Source organism: Actinocorallia populi (assembly GCF_002995495.1).
GTDB lineage: Bacteria > Actinomycetota > Actinomycetes > Streptosporangiales > Streptosporangiaceae > Actinocorallia > Actinocorallia populi.
Window position 1 is genome coordinate 78,792 of record NZ_PVZV01000013.1, and the last position, 16,936, is coordinate 95,727.

Sequence of the window (16,936 nt, forward strand, 5' to 3'; positions counted from 1 at the left end):
GAGGGGGCGCACATGACGCAGACACATCCAGGGGTGATGCCGTCCCTGGAGCCGGCCGCGGACGGGGACCCGGACCTGGGCACGCAGCTGGCGTCCTTCCTCGACCGGCACAACGAGGAGCTGGTCGGGTTCCGCCGTGATCTGCACATGCACCCGGAGCTCGGCTTCACCGAGTTCCGCACCACCGCGCGGCTGGTGGAGCGGCTGAAGGAGGCCGGGCTGCAGCCGCGGGTGCTGCCCAAGGGGACCGGCGTCATCTGCGACATCGGGCCCGAGAACGGGCCGACGGTGGCGCTGCGCGCCGACATCGACGCGCTGCCCCTGCCGGACGAGAAGGACGTCCCGTACGCCTCGACCATCCCCGGCCTGAGCCACGCCTGCGGGCACGACGTGCACACCACGGTGGTGCTGGGCGCCGGCCTGTTCCTGGCCCGCCAGGCGGCCCTGGGCCTGCTGCCGGGCCGGGTGCGCCTGCTGTTCCAGCCCGCCGAGGAGAACCCCGGCGGGGCGCTGGACATCCTGGCCGCGGGCGGCCTGGTCGGGGTGAGCCGGATCTTCGGCCTGCACTGCGAGCCCAAGTTCGAGGTGGGCCAGCTCGGCGTGCGCACCGGCCCGATCACCGCCGCCTGCGACAAGGTCTACGTCAAGGTCAACGGGCCCGGCGGGCACACCGCCCGGCCGCACCTGACCGCCGACCTCGTCTACGCGCTGGCGAAGATCGTCACCGAGCTGCCCGCGGCGCTGTCCCGCCGGGTCGACCCCCGCTCCAGCCTCAGCCTGGTCTGGGGCCGGATGAACGCCGGCTCGGTCGCCAACGCCATCCCCGACCAGGGGCTGGCCGAGGGCACCGTGCGCTGCCTGGACGACGAGGCCTGGCACCGCGCCCCCGAGCTGATGCGCGCGCTGCTGCACTCCGTCGCGGGCGCCTACGACGTGGAGGCCTCCCTGGAGTACGTCCGGGGCGTGCCGCCGACCGTCAACGACCAGGTGAGCGTCCAGATGTTCCGGGACGCCGGAGGCCTGGTGCTGGAGCCCGAGAAGGTGGTGACCGCGCCGCAGAGCCTGGGCGGCGACGACTTCGGCTACTACCTGGAGTCGATCCCCGGCGCCTACGGGCGGCTCGGCGTGCGCACGCCCGGCGGCCGCGAGTACGACCTGCACCGCGGAGACTTCGACGTGGACGAGTCCTGCATCCCGGTCGGCGTCAAGATCCTCGCCGCGACCGTGCTGACCGCCCTGTGCGATCTGCCCGGGGCGCAGCTGCCCACCGACCTGGAGGGCTCCCGCGCCTGACGCGGGAGATGCCAGGGCCCCTCACCCCGCGGGTGAGGGGCCCTGGCGTTCCGTGTCAGCGGCGGTGCAGGGCCATGTCGTCGCAGCCGCCGGTGCCGGGCGCCTCCCGCCAGCAGTAGATCCGGGCGGTGGTGCCCTTGCCGGTCTTGAAGTTCACGGCCAGCCGTGTCCACTTCTTGGAGGTGGAGCTGACGTAGCTGGACGTCGGCCCGAAGTCCTTGGCGCCGATGAAGGTGGCGCCGGCGTTGGAGGTCACCCAGCCGACGACCTGGTAGGAGGTGTTCGGCTTGAGCCCGGTCACCACGTACTCGACCGCCGAGTCGTAGCCGTTACCGGCCGTCAGCAGCACGGCGCGCCCGCCCGAGTGGGCGGCCTTGGCCCCCAGGAAGGTCACCGAACGGGGCTGCCACTTGCCGAACCCGCCCTCGAATCCGCCGTTGGCCAGGAGGTTCCGCGGCGGCTTGCGCGGCTTCGCGGGCGTCTCGGGGGTCGGGTCGGCGGTCTTCGAGGGCTTCGGCGTGGGCGAACCCGCGTTCTTCTGCGACTTCACCGGAGCCGAGGGGGAGGCGGTGGGCTGCTCCGTCGGCGTTCCGGTGGGCTGGTCCGTGGACGGCACCCCCGTCTTGGCGGCGACGGGCCGCGGGGGACCCTCCCCGCCGCCCCGGGTCATCGCGAAGACCCCGATCAGCAGCAGCGCCACGGTCACCGAGGCGGCGACCACCAGCAGCGGGCGCTTGGCCCCGCGGCCGCCCGAACGTTCTCCCGCCCACGGCGGGGGAGCGTCGAACGCCGGAACGGGCGGCCCCGCGGGAACCGGCGGCGCCTGCCCGTTCACCGGCCCGGCCGGGACGCCGGGCATCGGCAGGGGCTCGACCCGTGTCTCCATGCCCCAGCCCGGCACCGGAGCACCCGAGGCGGAATCGATCATGGTCTGGTCGACCGCGGGGGAGGGCGCCGTGCCATTGCCCGTCGGAGCGCCCAGCGGAGCGTCGAAGGCGGTGGCCATCAGCTCGTTCTGAGGCGCGGGCGGCTGCCCCGGGACCCCCTCGCCCGAAGAGGCGTACGGCGGCGCCTGCAACTCGACGGGCGGCACCTCCCACCCGCCCCCCGACGCCGCGGGCTGCACATCCCAGGACGCGCTGGACGCCGCGGTCGGGACCGCCCCGGAGTCGTTCCCGGCGGCCGGGATCTCCCAGGACGCGCCGGGCGGGACCCCTTCGGAGCCGTTCGGGGAGAGCGGTACGTCCCAGGACGCGCTGGACGCGGTGGACGGGATCGCCCCGGAGCCGTTCGAGGTGAGCGGCACGTCCCAGGATGCGCTGGACGCGGTGGGTGAGACCCCTTCGGGGTTGTTCCCGGCGGCCTGGATCTCCCAGGACGCGCTGGACGCCGTGGTCGGGATCTCTCCGGAGCCGTTCGGGGCGGGCGGTACCTGCCAGGAGGCGTCGGATGCGGGGGGTGTCTCCCCGGCCGGGCCGGAGAATGCGGCCGGGACCTCCCAGGAGGTGCCGGGTGCGGGCTGCGGGGGAGGGACCTCCCAGGAGCCCGTGGCGGCGCCGGGTGCGGGCTCCGCTGCCGGGGACTCGGGCTCGGTGGCCGGACGGCCGAAGGCGGCGGGCGGCGCGGCGAGTTCGGCGACGGTCACGCCGGGGTCGGAGGTGGGGGCGGTGAGCTGGCGCAGCAGCTCGGCGGCGGACGGCGGCACCGCCGACAGGCACGCCTCGGTGAGGGTGCGCAGGCGGGGCGGCAGTTCCTGGTCGCCCGCGGCGGCCTGGACGAGCCGCGCCCAGTCCGCCGGGTCGGCGGCGAGCGCCGCCTCCCGGTCGGGGGTGAGCCCGAAGTCGGTGAGGACGGCGCCCTGCGCGCTCATGATGACGTTGGACGGGCGCAGCGCCCCGTGCGGGACCCCGGCGGCGTGCAGCCCGGCCAGCGCGGTGGCCGTGCGCACCGCGAGCCGCTCCAGCTCGGCGGCGGAGAAGGGCTCGGGGATGTCGGGCAGGGGGATGCCCTCGACGTACTCCGACATCAGGAAGGGCCGCGCGCCGACCAGCCCGGTGGACATGGCGCGGGCGGTGTGCGGGACCGAGAGCCCGGTCAGCTCCTCCATCGCCCGCTGGTAGGCCTCCCAGACCGCGGGATCCTCCGTCAGGTGGGCGTGCAGCAGCTTGACCGCGACCCTGGTCCCGTCGGCCTGCTGCCCGAGGAAGACCACGCCGAGCGGACCCTCTCCGAGCCGTCCGCTGAGCCAGAGCCCGCCGACGAGTCCGGGATCGCCGGGTTCGAAGGGTCGCATAGGGAGTCACCTCGGGGGGATGCGGGAACACGATGCGCGTAACCTGCTGCGGCGTAATGCTAGCGATCCCCGCAAGTATGGGAGGACAGAACCGGACGTTATGGAATTGCAGCCTCTTCCTTCTGCATATGCACCCGGACCCCGTCCACCGATCCGGGCGGCGGCGGGTTGACCGGACATGGCCACGGGGCGGGCGCGGGAGGCGGTTCCCGCGGTCCGGCGTGCCGGTGGTGTCCTCGCCCGCGCCCCACCCGGGCTCACACCGTGCTCTGCCGGTCCTCCAGGGCGGCGAATCCGGGCTTGAGCACGTCGTCGATGAGCGCCAACCGCTCGTCGAAGTGCAGGAACGACGACTTCATGGCGTTGATGGTGAACCAGCGCAGGTCGGCCCAGCCGTAGCCGAAGGCCTCGACGAGCCGGGTGAACTCCTCCGACAGGGTGGTGCCGCTCATCAGCCGGTTGTCGGTGTTGACCGTCACCCGGAACCGCAGCCGGGTGAGCAGCCCGATCGGGTGCGCCGCGATGGAGCGTGCCGCGCCCGTCTGCACGTTGGACGTCGGGCACATCTCCAGCGGGATGCGCTTGTCCCTGACGTACTCGGCGAGCCGGCCGAGCTTCGCGCCGTCCTCGCTGATGTCGTCGATGATGCGGACGCCGTGGCCGAGCCGGTCGGCCCCGCACCACTGGATGGCCTGCCAGATGGACGGCAGCCCGAACGCCTCGCCCGCGTGGATGGTGAAGTGCGCGTTCTCCCGCTGGAGGTACTCGAAGGCGTCCAGGTGGCGGGTGGGCGGGTTGCCCGCCTCGGCTCCGGCGATGTCGAAACCGGCCACGCCGTGGTCGCGGTAGCGCACGGCCAGCTCGGCGATCTCGCGGCTGCGCGCCTGGTGGCGCATGGCCGTCAGCAGGGAGCGGACCTGGACGCCGTGCTCGCGCCCGCCGTCGAGGAAGCCGGCGTTGACGGCCTCGACGACGGCCTCCAGGGACAGGCCCTCGACCAGGTGCTGCTCGGGCGCGTAGCGGACCTCGGCGTAGACGATCCCGTCGGCGGCGAGGTCCTCGGCGCACTCGCGGGCCACGCGGTAGAGCGCGTCGGCGGTCTGCATGACGGCCACCGTGTGGGTGAACGTCTCCAGGTAGCGCTCCAGCGAGCCGCTGTCGGAGGCGTCGCGGAACCAGCGGCCCAGCGCCTCGGGCTCGTTCTCGGGCAGTGCGGTGTAACCGTGCGCGTCGGCGAGTTCGGCGACCGTGGCGGGCCGCAGGCCGCCGTCCAGGTGGTCGTGGAGCAGGACCTTGGGCGCGCGCCGGATCTCTTCTCTCGTGGGCTTGCGGCTCATCACGCGTCGATCCTCTCGATGATGAGGGGCAGCAGGTCGGGTGTGCCGTGCTCCACCAGGTCGAAGGAGCCGTCCAGGGCGGCCAGAGCGCGCTCGAACCGCTCGGGCTCGTCGGCGTGCAGCGTGAACAGCGGCTGGCCGAAGGCGACGTGCTCGCCGGGCCTGGCGTGCCAGACGACGCCCGCGCCGGCGCTCACCGGGTCCTCCTTGCGGGCGCGTCCGGCGCCCAGCCGCCAGGCGGCGAGGCCGACGGCGTAGGCGTCGAGCCGGGTGAGCACCCCGGAGGCCGAGGCGGTGATGGTGTGGGTCTCGCGGGCCGTCGGCAGGGGGGCGTCGGGGTCGCCGCCCTGGGCGCGGATCATCCGGCGCCAGACGTCCATCGCCGAGCCGTCCCGCAGCGCGTCGGCCGGGTCCTTGCCGCTCAGGCCCGCGGCGTCGAGCATCTCCCTGGCGAGCTCCACGGTCAGCTCCACCACGTCGGCGGGCCCGCCGCCGGCCAGCACCTCCACCGACTCGGCGACCTCCAGCGCGTTGCCCGCGGTGTTGCCGAGCGGGCGGTCCATCGCGGTGAGCAGCGCCACGGTCCTCACCCCGGCGTCCAGGCCGAGCTCGACCATGGTGCGGGCCAGCTCGTGGGCGTGCTCGACGGTCTTCATGAACGCGCCGGGGCCGACCTTGACGTCCAGGACCAGCGCGGACGTCCCCTCGGCGATCTTCTTCGACATGATCGACGAGGCGATGAGCGGGATGGCCTCCACGGTCCCGGTGACGTCGCGCAGCGCGTACAGCTTGCGGTCGGCCGGGGCGAGCCCGTCGCCGGCGGCGCAGATCACCGCACCGGTCTCGCGCAGCACCCCCAGCATCTCCTCGTTGGTGAGGCGGGCCCGCCATCCGGGGATCGACTCCAGCTTGTCGAGGGTGCCCCCGGTGTGGCCCAGCCCCCGCCCGGACAGCTGGGGCACCGCGCCGCCGCAGGCGGCGACGAGGGGTGCCAGCGGAAGAGTGATCTTGTCGCCGACGCCGCCGGTGGAGTGCTTGTCGGTGGTCGGCCGGTCCAGCGCCGACCAGTCCATGCGCTCGCCGCTGCGGATCATCGCCCGCGTCCAGTCGGCGATCTCGCGCCGGGACATGCCGTTGAGCAGGATGGCCATGTTCAGTGCGGCCATCTGCTCGTGAGCCACCACACCGGAGGTGTAGTGCTCGATCACCCAGTCGATCTGGGGAGTGCTCAGCTCGGCGCCGTCGCGCTTGGCGACGATCACCTCGATGGCGTCCATGGAAACCTTCCTAGAGGTACTCGGGCCCGAACGCGTCGGGCAGGTAGTCGCGGAGCCGCTTCACTCCGCCGGACGTCTCGAGGAGCAGCTCGGGCCCGCCGTGCTCGTGGAGCAGCTGGCGGCACCGGCCACAGGGGGTGAGGGGGGAGCCGTGGCGGTCGACCACCGCGACGGCCACCAGGCGCGGCGGAGTCTCACCGACGGTGAGCTCTCCGGGCGTTCCGGCGCCGTGAAGCGCGCTGACGAGGCTGCATTCGGCACACAGGGTGAGGCCGAAGGAGGCGTTCTCGACGTTACAGCCGGTGATGATCCTGCCGTCGGAGGCCAGGGCCGCGGCGCCCACCGGGAAGTGGGAGTAGGGCACGTAGGCGCGCTCCATGGCGGCCTGGGCGGCGGCGCGGAGGGAAACCCAGTCGATCTCTTCCATGTGGTGAGCGTAATACGGTCTCCCAGGTCAGAGGGGCTCGCCAATCCTGGCGAACAGGGCGTAAAGTTACCGTCACGCGTATGACGGTATCGTCCGCCCGGACACAGCTATTCCGTAACGGTATGCCCACAACTTGATGGGACATATCGACGACTGCGGCCACGGACGGTGAACCTGAATACCGCACTGGCTGGGCAAGGGTTGCCGTAGCTCGTCACACATGGAGGCAAAGTGTCCAAGGGGATCCGGCTCGCTGCCGGTATGGCCGGCCTGGCGTTGCTGGTCGCCGCGTGCGGGGAGAAGCCGAAGGAGGAGACCAGCGGCACCACCGCGAACTCCGACTACAAGGCGTGCATGGTCACCGACACCGGCGGCATCGACGACCGTTCCTTCAACGCGGCCTCCTGGGCGGGCATCCAGGCGGGCATCAAGCAGGTCGGCGGCGAGGAGAAGTTCATCGCCTCCAGCAGCGAGAACGACTACGTGCCCAACATCACCGGGCTGGTCAAGGAGAACTGCACGCTCGTCGTCACGGTCGGCGGCCTGATGGGCGAGGCCACCACCGAGGCGGCCGGGCAGAACCCGAACCAGCAGTTCGCGATCGTCGACTCCCCCACGGTCGAGGGCCAGAAGATCTACGGCATGCAGTTCAACACCGCCGAGAGCTCCTTCCTCGCCGGCTACCTCGCCGCGGGCATGAGCAAGACCGGCAAGGTGGCGACCTTCGGCGGCATGGCGATCCCGCCGGTCACCATCTTCATGGACGGCTTCTGGGAGGGCGTCCAGCACTACAACAAGACCAAGGGCAAGGACGTCCAGGTCCTCGGCTGGGACGAGACCAAGCCCAAGAGCGGTTCGATGGCCGACCACTTCAACAACCAGGCCAAGGGCAAGAGCATCACCCAGAACTTCATCCAGCAGGGCGCCGACATCATCTTCCCGGTCGCGGGCGGCACCGGCCTGGGCGCCGCGGCCGCGGCCAAGGAGACGAACGGCAAGGCCAGCGTGATCTGGGTCGACACCGACGGCTGTGAGTTCGCCTCGCAGTACTGCGACGTCTTCCTCACCTCGGTGCTCAAGGACGTGAAGGGCGCGGTCGAGAACGCCGTCGTCAACGGCTCCAAGGGCGAGCTGACCGGCGGCTACCTGGGCGACCTGGAGAACGACGGCACCGGCCTGGCCCCGTTCCACCAGTTCGACAGCAAGGTGCCGGCCGAGCTGAAGACCGAGCTGGAGAAGATCAAGACCGACATCGTCGACGGCAAGATCGAGATCACCTCGCCCTCGCAGCCCAAGGGCTGAGAGGCGGGGTGACGGAACGGGGCGGGAGCACGGCTCCCGCCCCGTTCCGTGAAGAGGAGACGGGCATGGCACGCCGGACCACCGGGCAGGCCATTTCATCCCACGGATTTCCGGAGAGGATCCAGGGTGGCACTTGAACTTCGGGGCATCACCAAGCGTTTCGGCTCGCTGGTGGCCAACGACGCGATCGACCTGGAAGTCAGGCCGGGGGAGATCCACTGCCTGCTCGGTGAGAACGGCGCCGGCAAGTCGACGCTGATGAACATCCTCTACGGGCTCTACCAGCCCGACGAGGGCGAGATCAGGGTGGGCGGCAGCCCGCTGCGGCTGGACGGCCCCCGCTCGGCGATCAACGCCGGGATCGGGATGGTCCACCAGCACTTCATGCTCGTCCCGGTCTTCACCGTCGCCGAGAACGTCATGCTCGGCGACGAGCGGGTCAAGGGCCCCCTCCTCGACCAGGGCGCGGCCCGCCGGCACGTCAGGGAGGTCTCCGAGCGCTACGGCCTGGCCGTCGACCCCGACGCGACCGTCGGCGACCTGCCCGTCGGCGTGCAGCAGCGCGTCGAGATCGTCAAGGCGCTCACCCGGAACGCCAAGATCCTCATCCTGGACGAGCCCACCGCGGTCCTCACCCCGCAGGAGACCCGCGAGCTGTTCACCGTCATGGGCCGCCTGCGCGAGGCGGGGACGGCCATCGTCTTCATCACCCACAAGCTCAAGGAGGTCAAGGCGATCGCCGACCGGATCACCGTGATCCGGCGCGGGAAGGTCGTCGGGACCGCCGACCCGTCGGCGTCCGAGTCCGAGCTGGCCGCCCTGATGGTCGGCCGCCAGGTCCGGCTGAAGGTGGAGAAGGAGCCCGCGCGGGACACCGGCGCGGCGCCCGCCTTCTCCGTCCGCGACCTGACGGTGCGCAACCTCGCCGGGCAGGCCGTCGTGGACGGCGTCAGCCTCGACATCCGGCCGGGCGAGGTCCTGGGCGTCGCCGGGGTCCAGGGCAACGGGCAGACCGAGCTGACCCAGGCGGTCCTCGGGCTCATCGAGCCCGAGAGCGGCTCGATCGTGCTGGACGGCGCCGAGCTGACCGGGAGGAGCCCGCGGGAGCGGCTGCGCGCCGGGCTCGGCTTCGTGCCCGAGGACCGCGGCCACGACGGGCTCGTCGGCACCGCGAGCGTCGCCGAGAACCTCATCCTGGACCTGTACGACCGGCCGCCGTTCGGGCGGCGCGGCACGATGGACGTCCGGGAGGTCCGGCGCAACGCCGCGCAGCGGGTCGAGGAGTTCGACATCCGCACCACCTCCATCGAGCAGCCCGTCGGGGAGCTCTCCGGCGGCAACCAGCAGAAGGTCGTGGTGGCACGGGAGATGTCCCGGCCGCTGCGCATGCTGGTGATCTCCCAGCCGACCCGCGGCGTGGACGTCGGCGCGATGGAGTTCATCCACCAGCGGATCATCAGGGAGCGGGACCAGGGGCGGCCGGTCCTGCTGGTCTCCACCGAACTGGACGAGGTCATGGCGCTGTCCGACCGCGTCGCGGTGATGTACGGAGGAAAGATCGTGGCCGTCGTGCCGGCGGACACCTCCACGGAGAAGATCGGCCTGCTCATGGCCGGAGCGAACCCCGAGGACGTCGTCGATGAGTGAACAGCCGACCGAGAAGAAGGCAGCGCCCGCGGGCGAGAAGGCGCCGCCCGGCGGCCTGAGGCGGGTGCTGGACGAGATCCTCCAGGGCTCGTGGCTGGTCACCGCGCTGGCCGTCGTCCTGGCGCTGTTCTTCGGCGCGATCATGATCATCGTCTCGGACGAGGAGGTGCGCGGCACCTTCTCGTACTTCTTCGCCGCGCCGGGCGACGCGCTCTCGGCGTCCTGGACCGCGGTCAGCGAGGCCTACGGGGCGTTGTTCCGCGGCGCGGTCTGGAACCCCGAGAGCTCCTGGAACGTGGCCACCGCGATCGCCCCGTTCAGCGAGACCCTCACCGAGGCCACCCCGCTGCTGCTCGGCGGCCTGGCCATCGGCCTGGCGTTCCGCTCCGGGCTGTTCAACATCGGCGGCCAGGGCCAGCTGATCATGGGCGCGATCTGCGCGACCCTCGTCGGTTTCACGGTGCAGGGCCCGGTCGTCGTCGCGGCCGTGCTCGCGGTGCTGGCCGGCATCGCCGGCGGCGCCCTGTACGGCGCGCTGGTCGGCCTCCTCAAGGCCAGGACGGGCGCGCACGAGGTGATCGTCACGATCATGCTCAACTACGTGGCCGTCTCCTTCCTGGTCTGGCTGATCACCACCGACGCCGTCAAGAACCACGAGCGCAACGAGCCGCTGTCGAAGTCGGTGTCGGAGGCGGCCGAGCTGCCGCGGCTGCTGTCCTGGCTGCCCGAGGGCGGCGGGAGCCTGCGGCTGCACGCCGGCCTGCTGATCGCGGCCGCCGCGGTGTTCTTCTGCTGGTGGCTGCTCAACCGCTCGACCCTCGGCTTCGAGCTGCGCGCCGTCGGCGCCAACCCGACCGCCGCCCGCACCGCCGGCATGAGCGTGGGCAGGAGCCAGATCATGGCGATGCTCATCTCCGGCGGGCTGATGGGCATCGTCGGCGCCACCCAGGTGCTGGGCACCGCCAACGCCAACAACGCGCTCACCCCCTCCATCGACGCGGGGCTGGGCTTCACCGCCATCACCGTGGCGCTGCTGGGCCGCGCCTCGCCGGTCGGGACGGTGTTCGCCGCGATCCTGTTCGGCGCGCTGCAGGCCGGCGGCCGCGCCATGCAGGCCTCGTCCGGGGTCTCCATCGAGATCGTGACGGTCATCCAGGCGCTCATCGTGCTGTTCGTGGCCGCGCCGCCGCTGGTCCGCGGCCTCTTCCGCCTCAAGGGCGCCGGAGGGTCGAAGGCCGCACTCGCTTCGAAGGGATGGAACGGATGACGGCCACGGTGCTGCCTCCGGAGAACCTCGCCCCGACCGGGGCGGGCGTGCAGCGGGGCCGCCTCTACGGCGGCATCGCGATGATCGTCGTCGGTCTGTACGGGGTCTGGGCGTTCGGCCTGGGCAGCCGCACCTCCGGCGTCGACACCCGGTTCGTGCTGAACCTCAGCAACGCCACCGGCCTGACGCTGCCGGACCTGACGTTCCCCGCCGGGCCCGTCGCGCTGGTGCTGGCGGTCCTGGCCGCGCTGTGCGGAGCGGCGAAGCTGGCGCTCCCGCTGTCCGGCCGGCGCAACGCCGCGGTGATGGGCGTGTTCCTGCTCAGCTACGTGCTGGCCTTCCTGGTCTGGGCCGCGGCGGGGCAGAGCCTGAACCTCGCGGCCGTCCTGGAGGCGACGGTCCTGGCCGCCGTCCCGCTCGTCCTCGGCGCGCTGGCCGGCGTGATGGGCGAGCGCTCCGGCGTCATCAACGTCGGCATCGAGGGCCAGTTCCTGCTGGGCGCCTGCACCGCGGCCTTCACCGCGTCCCTGACGGGCTCCCTGTGGGCCGGCATGGCCGCGGGCTGCCTCGCGGGCGGCCTGTTCGGGCTGCTGCTGGCCGTCTTCGCCCAGCGCTACCTGGTGGAGCAGGTCGTCCTGGGCGTCGTCCTGACCATGCTGGCCACCGGCCTGACGGGCTTCTTCTACGAGAGCGTCATGCAGCGCGACAGCATCACCTACAACCAGGCGCTGTCCTTCCCCGACCTCGAGATCCCGCTGCTGTCGAAGCTCCCGCTGATCGGCCCGGTGCTGTTCGACCAGAACATCATCGTCTACCTGGCGATGGCGCTCATCGCGCTCGTGCACGTCGCCCTGTTCCGCACCCGCTGGGGCCTGCGCACCCGCGCGGTCGGCGAGCACCCCACCGCCGCCGACACCGTGGGCATCAACGTGATCCGCACCCGCTACCTCAACATGTTCGCCGCCGGCCTCATCGCCGGACTCGGCGGCGTCTGGCTCACCATCGGCCTGAACATCAGCTTCAACAAGAACATGGCCGCGGGACAGGGCTTCATCGCCCTCGCCGCCGTCATCTTCGGCCGCTGGTCACCCGTCGGCGCCCTGTGGGCGGCACTCCTCTTCGGCTTCGCCGGCGGCCTCTCCACCGCCGTCCAGCCGCTGCAGACCCCCGTCCCCACCTCCTTCCTGACCATGCTCCCCTACCTCGCCACGATCTTCGCCGTCGCCGGCCTCGTCGGCCACGTCCGAGCACCCGCCGCCGACGGCCAGCCCTACACCAAGGGCTGACCGGCGGAAACGCAAAAGATCTACCTGGCGGAAAGCGGTGAACTACGTACGCTGGGCGGTGACCCTTCCCTACGATCTGGAGGTCAGGACGTGAACGAGGGGACACCTACAGTGATCAACGCTGTCGTCCGCGAAAACACCTCCATCGACCTCCCGGACACTCCGCATGCCCTGTTCGTGCGGGGGGAGCTGGCCGATGCGGTCGGTGCGCCCGAAGGGGCCCGTGTCGAGGTCGTCGGGGGAGAGGTCATCGTGTCACCAGCACCGTCGGTCGGGCACGCGAAGATCGTCTGGTACGTCGCCCAGGCCTTCGCCAGGCAGGAGGGCGCCGACCACGAGTGGGAATGCCTGTCAGGGCCGAACCTCGACCTGGTCGAGGCGGAGAAGAAGTACGGCGCCATACCCGATCTGGTGGTGGGGGAGGCACCGGAGGCCGAACTGTCCCTCCAGCCCGAGGTGAGCTGTCTGGTCTCGGATGAGGTCGAGCTGGTGATGGAGGTGACCTCGCCGAGCAACGCCTGCCATGACCGTCCGCCGCGCGACGGCCGTGCCACCAAGTGGAACGGATACGCACGAGCGGAGGTCCCTTACTACCTACTGGTCGACCGGGATCCGAAGGTCGCACAGGTGGTGCTCTACACGATCCCCGACGCGGCCGCCGGAGCCTACCTGGACAAGCAGGTGTGGTCCTTCGGAGAGGACGTCGTGCTCCCCGACCCCTTCAGGCTGAGGATCCCCACGCACAAGTGGGCGCTCTGGGGATGAACGCGGTCCGGGTCACTGCGGCACGGGGGCGGCGGGGAGGTCGGCTATCTCGGCGGTGACGGGGCCCGAGGGGGTCTGGACCAGGGCCCAGAAGTGCTTGGTCTGGGCGGGGGCGAACCGGTCGGCGCCCAGGGCGATGCCGGAGGTCTTGGTGCACAGGCAGAGCTGGGCCCAGCCCTGGGTGGGGGTGCCCAGGAGGTAGCGGGCCGGGGGGATGCGGCGGTCGCCGTCGACGAGCTTGGCGTTCGCGGCGGCCCAGAAGCGGAACTTCAGCCAGGTGCGCTCGGTGTCGTCGGTGAGGCGGCGCAGGGAGACCTGGCTCTGGCCCGTGTTGGTCAGGGCGTAGGTGAGCAGGGACAGCCCGCCGCCCACCTGGACCAGGGGGTCCACGGTCAGGGTGAAGCCGTCCCGCGGGGCGGCGGGAGCGGCCGGGGCGGTCGTGGCGGGGCGCGGCTCGGGTTTCTCGGCCCGGGTGAAGGTGATGGTCACCCGGCGGTTGCGGCGGCGGCCCTCCGGGGTGGTGTTGGGGTACAGGGGCCGGGACGAGCCGAAGCCCTCGGTCGTGAAGGCGGCCCCGGGGAGCAGGGACTTCAGGCGCGCGGCGACGGCGTCGGCGCGGCGGCGGGACAGCGGGGTGTTGACCGCGGCGGTGCCGGTGGAGTCGGCGTGGCCCTCGACCTTGACGGCGCCGCCCGGGATCCGGCCGGCGGTCCGCTCGATGAGATCACCGGCGGCGGCGGTCAGGGCGTGGGAGCCGGTGGCGAACAGCACGTCCGCCGACAGGCTGACCTCGACCTCCTCGCCGTCGTCGCGCAGCTCGCTGTCGTCGTCCTCCGAGTGGGCGTCCACGGGGTAGGAGACGACCTCGCCGACCGGCTCGGGGAAGCCCTGGCCCGACGGCGGGGCGTCGCTGATCGGGATGTTCGGCAGCGGCGGCGACATCGGGGTCAGCAGGGTGGCCGTCCTCGCGCCGCCGGACGGGGCGGGCAGGACCGCGAAGAACGTCTCGTGCTCGCCCGGCTTCAGGAAGGAGCTCAGCGAGCTCTCCGCGACGCTGCACACGCAGCCGTCCTCGCCCTGCAGGGGCTTCACCACGCGGCGGGCCGCGGCGTCCAGGAGGAAGATGCCGCCCGCGCGGTCCATGTCGGGGGTCGCGTCGGTGTCGTCCGCCAGGTGGTTCAGCGGGTCGAAGTCCACGGTGTCGTTGTTCGTCACCCGGATCTGCGCGAGGACGTGGTCGCCGCCGTGGCGGTTGAGCCCGACGACCTCCAGGCGGGCCTTGACCCTGGTGTCGACGTCCACCGAGGCCAGCGCCCGCGGGCCCGCCGGGCCGGACGGCCCGGACGAGGCGGGAGGCGCGCCGTCCCGCGGCGGCGGGGCGGCCGGCGGGTCCTCGGTACTGCTGCAGCCGACGGCCAGGACGAGCAGGGCGGCGATCGGAAGCACGCGCATCGCGGTCTCCCTCGGGAGGGGGCAGTAACCGCCATTCGATCACTTTTGCCCGCCCCAGGTCCATGGATGAGGCGCGGGAGGAAGGCCGCACTATCTTGGAAGGATGAAGCCGTTCCGTTCCGCCGCAGGGTCCATCGTGAGCTGGGTGTGGCTGGCCGTCGCCGCGGTCGCCCTGGTGGACGTGGCGATACGGGGCAGGGACCGGGCGTCGGCGATCGCCGCCGCGGTGCTGCTGCTCGGCTGCGGCCTGGCCTACGCGCTGGGGTTGCGGCCCAGGGTGGTCGCGGAGAAGTCCGCGCTGGCGGTCCACAACCCGTTCCGCACCACGCGGCTGCCCTGGAAGCGGATCGAGGAGATCCGGCCGGGCCGCGTGCTGAGCGTCACCTGGGACGGCGGACGGGTCGAGGCGTGGGCGGTGCAGTCCTCGGCGCGCGCCGCCGCGCGGGCGAGGCGGGCCGAGCCGGACCCGCGGCTGCCGGGCAGGCTGGCGGAGCAGGCGGCCGGGCGCACTCCCGTCGACTTCGCGGCCGAGCAACTGGAGGAGGTGCGCGCCCGGTCCGAGGGCGACGGCGAGGTCGCCGTCACCTGGTCCTGGCCCGCCCTGCTGGCCGTGCTCGCGCCGCTGGGCGCGCTGGCGGCCCTGCTGGTGGGGTGAGCCCCCCTCAGTAGGCGGAGTCGACCGTGAGCCGGTTGGCGGCCTCCTGGATGCTGCCCGAGAGCGACGGGTAGACGGTGAAGGTGTGTGCGAGCTGGTCGACGGTCAGGTGCTGCTGCACCGCCACGGCCAGGGTCATGATCAGTTCGCTGGCGCGCGGCGAGACGATCACGCCGCCCAGCACGATGCCGGTGGAGCGGCGGCAGAACAGCTTGATGAAGCCGTCCTCGGAGCCCTGCATCTTGGCCCGCGCGTTGGTGTTCAGCGGCAGCATGACCGTGCGGGCGTCGACCTCGCAGTTGTCGACCATCTGCTGGGTGACGCCGACCGAGGCGACCTCGGGGTCGGTGAAGATGTTGGAGCTGACCCAGCCGAGCTTCAGCGGCTGGACGGCCTCGCCGAGCGCGTGCCAGACCGCGATCCGGCCCTGCATGGCCGCCACCGAGGCCAGCGCGAGGATGCCGGTGCAGTCGCCGGCGGCGTAGATGTTGGGCACCGAGGTGCGGGAGACCTTGTCGGTCTCGACGTAGCCGCCGGGGCCCAGCTTCACGCCGGCCTTCTCCAGCCCGATGCCGCGGGTGTTGGGGACCATGCCGACGGTCATCAGGCAGTGCGAGCCGCGCACCTTGCGGCCGTCCTCCAGGGTCACCACGACGCCGTCCCCCGACCGCTCCACGGCGCCCGCGCGGGAGCGGCTCAGCAGGTTCATGCCGCGCCTCCGGTAGACCTCCTCGAGCACGGAGGCGGCCTCGGCGTCCTGGGACGGCAGGATGCGGTCGCGGGAGGAGACCAGCGTCACCTTCGAGCCCAGGCTCAGGTAGGCGCCGGCGAACTCGGCGCCGGTGACGCCGGACCCGACCACGATCAGCTCCTCGGGCAGCTCGTCGAGGTCGTACAGCTGGCGCCAGGTGAGGATGCGCTCGCCGTCCGGCTCGGCGCCGGGCAGCACCCGCGGGGTCGCGCCGGTGGCGATGATGACCATGTCGGCCTCGATGCGGCGGTCGCCGACGACCACGGCGCGCGGGCCGTCCAGCCGCCCCTCGCCGCGGACGATCTTGACCTCCTCGTAGCCGAGCCGGTCGGCCACGTCGAAGGACTGGGCGCGGGCCAGGTCCTTGACCCGCCTGTTGATCAGCGGCAGGTCCGCGGCGACGCCGCCCACCTCGCCGTCGGGGCCGCCGTCGAACCGCACGCCCAGCTGGGCCGACTCGCTGAGCACCGACATGCGGACGGAGGTCGCGATCAGGGTCTTGGACGGGACGCAGTCGTAGAGGACGCTCGCTCCGCCGGGCCCGTCCCGCTCCACGACGGTCACGTCCGCACCCAGCCGTGCCGCGACGAGGGCGGCCTCATACCCGCCCGGTCCTCCACCCAGAATTACGATACGCGTGCTCACAACGCCCATTCTTTCTTACGAAGGTCGATGGATGGGCCGGTACGCTAGGTCAGCGTGGCTCTGTATGCGGCGTACGCCTCCAACATGGACCCCGAGCAGATGGCTGAGCGGGCTCCCCACTCGCCCCTGCGCGACACCGGCTGGCTCAAGGGCTGGCGGCTGACCTTCGGGGGTGAGGAGATCGGCTGGGACGGCGCGCTGGCCACCCTGGTCGAGGATCCCGACGGTGAGGTCTTCGTCGCGCTCTACGACGTGCCCGAATGGGACGAGCAGGCCCTGGACGCCTGGGAGGGCCACGAACTCGGCCTCTACACCAAGATCAGGGTCCGGGTGCAGACGCTCTTCGGCGAGGAGCTCGCCTGGATCTACGTGCTCGACGCCTACGAGGGCGGCCTTCCCTCGGCCCGGTTCCTCGGCATCATCGCCGACGCCGCCGAGAAGGCCGGCGCCCCCGAGCCCTACGTCAAGGAGCTGCGCTCCCGCCCCTGCGACACCCTCGGCACCGACACCTGACCTGGAGGACCCTCCAATTCCTCCCG

The 16,936-nt window shown here is 72.0% G+C and carries 14 protein-coding genes; 8 read left to right on the forward strand and 6 right to left on the reverse strand.

What is annotated here, in order from left to right:
* The first annotated feature begins 12 nt into the window (after positions 1 to 12).
* Positions 13 to 1,293 (forward strand): amidohydrolase, encoded by a 1,281-nt coding sequence (locus C2865_RS37195; RefSeq protein ID WP_106403469.1) that lies wholly within the window; start codon positions 13 to 15, stop codon positions 1,291 to 1,293.
* A 55-nt stretch (positions 1,294 to 1,348) separates the two neighbouring features.
* Here C2865_RS37195 and C2865_RS37200 read toward each other — a convergent pair whose 3' ends face one another.
* The 4 genes from C2865_RS37200 to C2865_RS37215 all read right to left on the reverse strand — a co-directional run bounded on the left by C2865_RS37200 (position 1,349) and on the right by C2865_RS37215 (position 6,627).
* The gene (locus C2865_RS37200; protein WP_106403470.1) at positions 1,349 to 3,586 is read right to left on the reverse strand and encodes a protein kinase domain-containing protein; all 2,238 of its coding nucleotides are present in this window, start codon (positions 3,584 to 3,586) and stop codon (positions 1,349 to 1,351) included.
* Positions 3,587 to 3,843: 257 nt separating this feature from the next.
* Positions 3,844 to 4,923: an adenosine deaminase gene (locus tag C2865_RS37205; RefSeq protein ID WP_106403471.1), complete on the reverse strand. Its 1,080-nt coding sequence runs from the start codon at positions 4,921 to 4,923 to the stop codon at positions 3,844 to 3,846.
* A complete protein-coding gene (locus C2865_RS37210; RefSeq protein ID WP_106403472.1) occupies positions 4,923 to 6,200 on the reverse strand; it encodes a thymidine phosphorylase in 1,278 nt (425 codons plus the stop codon). Before C2865_RS37210 ends, C2865_RS37205 begins: the two co-directional genes overlap by 1 nt.
* 10 nt (positions 6,201 to 6,210) lie before the next feature.
* On the reverse strand, positions 6,211 to 6,627 hold the full coding sequence (locus C2865_RS37215) for a cytidine deaminase (protein WP_106403473.1): 417 nt from the start codon (positions 6,625 to 6,627) through the stop codon (positions 6,211 to 6,213).
* A gap of 231 nt (positions 6,628 to 6,858) precedes the next feature.
* On the opposite strand from C2865_RS37215, the gene C2865_RS37220 reads away from it, so the two are divergent.
* The 5 genes from C2865_RS37220 (at position 6,859) to C2865_RS37240 (ending at position 12,894) form a co-directional block, all read left to right on the forward strand.
* Positions 6,859 to 7,929 carry a BMP family lipoprotein gene (locus C2865_RS37220; protein WP_198653871.1) on the forward strand — a complete coding sequence of 357 codons (1,071 nt, stop codon included), beginning with the start codon at positions 6,859 to 6,861 and terminating at the stop codon, positions 7,927 to 7,929.
* 126 nt (positions 7,930 to 8,055) lie between these two features.
* Positions 8,056 to 9,576 (forward strand): ABC transporter ATP-binding protein, encoded by a 1,521-nt coding sequence (locus C2865_RS37225; protein ID WP_106403475.1) that lies wholly within the window; start codon positions 8,056 to 8,058, stop codon positions 9,574 to 9,576.
* Positions 9,569 to 10,843: an ABC transporter permease gene (locus C2865_RS37230; protein WP_106403476.1), complete on the forward strand. Its 1,275-nt coding sequence runs from the start codon at positions 9,569 to 9,571 to the stop codon at positions 10,841 to 10,843. Before C2865_RS37225 ends, C2865_RS37230 begins: the two co-directional genes overlap by 8 nt.
* Complete coding sequence (locus C2865_RS37235; RefSeq protein WP_106403477.1) at positions 10,840 to 12,129, forward strand: ABC transporter permease; 1,290 nt, start codon at positions 10,840 to 10,842, stop codon at positions 12,127 to 12,129. The genes C2865_RS37230 and C2865_RS37235 overlap by 4 nt, the downstream gene beginning before the upstream one ends.
* Positions 12,130 to 12,240: 111 nt before the next feature.
* The gene (locus C2865_RS37240) at positions 12,241 to 12,894 is read left to right on the forward strand and encodes a Uma2 family endonuclease (protein WP_157964079.1); all 654 of its coding nucleotides are present in this window, start codon (positions 12,241 to 12,243) and stop codon (positions 12,892 to 12,894) included.
* A 12-nt stretch (positions 12,895 to 12,906) separates the two neighbouring features.
* Here the strand turns inward: C2865_RS37240 and C2865_RS41680 are convergent, their stop codons facing one another.
* Complete coding sequence (locus C2865_RS41680; RefSeq protein WP_106403479.1) at positions 12,907 to 14,346, reverse strand: OmpA family protein; 1,440 nt, start codon at positions 14,344 to 14,346, stop codon at positions 12,907 to 12,909.
* Between the two features lie 103 nt (positions 14,347 to 14,449).
* On the opposite strand from C2865_RS41680, the gene C2865_RS37250 reads away from it, so the two are divergent.
* Positions 14,450 to 15,001 carry a PH domain-containing protein gene (locus C2865_RS37250; RefSeq protein WP_106403480.1) on the forward strand — a complete coding sequence of 184 codons (552 nt, stop codon included), beginning with the start codon at positions 14,450 to 14,452 and terminating at the stop codon, positions 14,999 to 15,001.
* Positions 15,002 to 15,008: 7 nt separating this feature from the next.
* On the opposite strand, the gene C2865_RS37255 is transcribed toward C2865_RS37250, so the two are convergent.
* Entirely contained in the window at positions 15,009 to 16,397 is a 1,389-nt protein-coding gene (locus C2865_RS37255; RefSeq protein ID WP_232836025.1) for an NAD(P)H-quinone dehydrogenase, read from the reverse strand.
* 54 nt (positions 16,398 to 16,451) lie between these two features.
* Here C2865_RS37255 and C2865_RS37260 point away from each other — a divergent pair, with 54 nt between their 5' ends.
* Positions 16,452 to 16,910 carry a gamma-glutamylcyclotransferase family protein gene (locus C2865_RS37260; protein WP_106403482.1) on the forward strand — a complete coding sequence of 153 codons (459 nt, stop codon included), beginning with the start codon at positions 16,452 to 16,454 and terminating at the stop codon, positions 16,908 to 16,910.
* Positions 16,911 to 16,936: the final 26 nt, after the last annotated feature.